The following is a 1893-nucleotide window of genomic DNA, read 5'->3' as shown; positions in this document are numbered from 1 at the left end:
CTCGTGGTCATGCAAATCATTGGATCTGCAACTTTTCGAGTTGTAGTTTCTTAACTCATGTGATTAGCAAGTTCATAAGAGCAAACGGTGAATGCCTTGGCATCTGGAGCCGAAGAAGGACGTCGTAATCTGCGATAAGCCTCGGGGAGCTGATAAACGAGCTGTGATCCGAGGATTTCCGAATGGGGAAACCCCGCCAGGCCCCTTGTGGTGACCTGGTGACTCCCGCCTGAATATATAGGGCGGGTAGAGGGAACGTGGGGAAGTGAAACATCTCAGTACCCACAGGAAGAGAAAACAACAGTGATTCCGTCAGTAGTGGCGAGCGAACGCGGAAGAGGCTAAACCGAGTCATGTGTGATACCCGGCAGGGGTTGCATGGCCGGGGTTGTGGGACTTTTCGTTCCGGTCTGCCGGCCGGTGAACGTTACAGCGCATCATAGACGAACAGGTTTGAACGCCTGGCCAGAGCGGGTGCGAGCCCCGTAGTCGAAATGGTGTTATGGCGTGAAGAGTATCCCAAGTAGCACGGGGCCCGAGAAATCCCGTGTGAATCTGTCAGGACCACCTGATAAGCCTAAATACTCCCAGATGACCGATAGCGGACAAGTACCGTGAGGGAAAGGTGAAAAGTACCCCGGGAGGGGAGTGAAATAGTACCTGAAACCGTTTGCTTACAAACCGTCGGAGCCTCCTTGTAGGGGTGACGGCGTGCCTTTTGAAGAATGAGCCTGCGAGTTAGTGCTCTGTGGCGAGGTTAACCCGTGTGGGGCAGCCGTAGCGAAAGCGAGTCCGAATAGGGCGATTCAGTCGCAGGGTCTAGACCCGAAGCGAAGTGATCTATCCATGGCCAGGTTGAAGCGACGGTAAGACGTCGTGGAGGACCGAACCCACTTCAGTTGAAAATGGAGGGGATGAGCTGTGGATAGGGGTGAAAGGCCAATCAAACTTCGTGATAGCTGGTTCTCTCCGAAATGCATTTAGGTGCAGCGTTGCGTGTTTCTTGCCGGAGGTAGAGCTACTGGATGGCCGATGGGGCCCAAAAGCTTACTGACGTCAGCCAAACTCCGAATGCCGGTAAGTGAGAGCGCAGCAGTGAGACTGTGGGGGATAAGCTTCATAGTCGAGAGGGAAACAACCCAGACCACCAACTAAGGTCCCTAAGCGCGTGCTAAGTGGGAAAGGATGTGGAGTTGCACAGACAACCAGGAGGTTGGCTTAGAAGCAGCCACCCTTGAAAGAGTGCGTAATAGCTCACTGGTCAAGTGATTCCGCGCCGACAATGTAACGGGGCTCAAGCACGCCACCGAAGTTGTGGCATTGACATTAGTGGTAGGCCTTCGTGGTCCAGCCGTGTTGATGGGTAGGAGAGCGTCGTGTGGCGAGTGAAGCGGCGGTGTGAACCAGCCGTGGATGCCACACGAGTGAGAATGCAGGCATGAGTAGCGAAAGACGGGTGAGAAACCCGTCCTCCGGAAGACCAAGGGTTCCAGGGTCAAGCTAATCTTCCCTGGGTAAGTCGGGACCTAAGGCGAGGCCGACAGGCGTAGTCGATGGACAACGGGTTGATATTCCCGTACCGGCGAAGAACCGCCCAAGACAATCCAGTAGTGCTAAGTATCTGAATCCCTTTGATGGATCCCTTCGGGGTGAAGCGTTGGGCCTAGCGTACGACCCCGTGCTGGTGCGTTTAGCGTATTAACAGGTGTGACGCAGGAAGGTAGCCGAGCCGGGCGATGGTTGTCCCGGTCTAAGGATGTAGGGCGAACGATAGGCAAATCCGTCGTTCACACAGCCTGAGATCTGATGGGTAGACGCAAGTCGAAATCGGTGATCCTATGCTGCCAAGAAAAGCATCGACGCGAGGTTCTAGCTGCCCGTACCCCAAACCAA

At 54.7% G+C, this 1893-nt stretch carries 1 rRNA gene (only partly in view); it reads left to right on the top strand.

Features of this window, described 5'->3' with window-relative positions:
* Positions 1-64 precede the first annotated feature (64 nt).
* Positions 65-1893 (top strand): 23S ribosomal RNA (locus tag C5D08_RS16460) (it continues 1386 nt past the right edge of the window).

Source organism: Rathayibacter sp. AY1B6, from assembly GCF_002932755.1.
In the GTDB taxonomy this organism is placed as follows: domain Bacteria; phylum Actinomycetota; class Actinomycetes; order Actinomycetales; family Microbacteriaceae; genus Rathayibacter.
The sequence above is the reverse complement of the archived record's forward strand: the minus strand, read 5'-3'. Positions and strand labels throughout refer to the sequence as shown.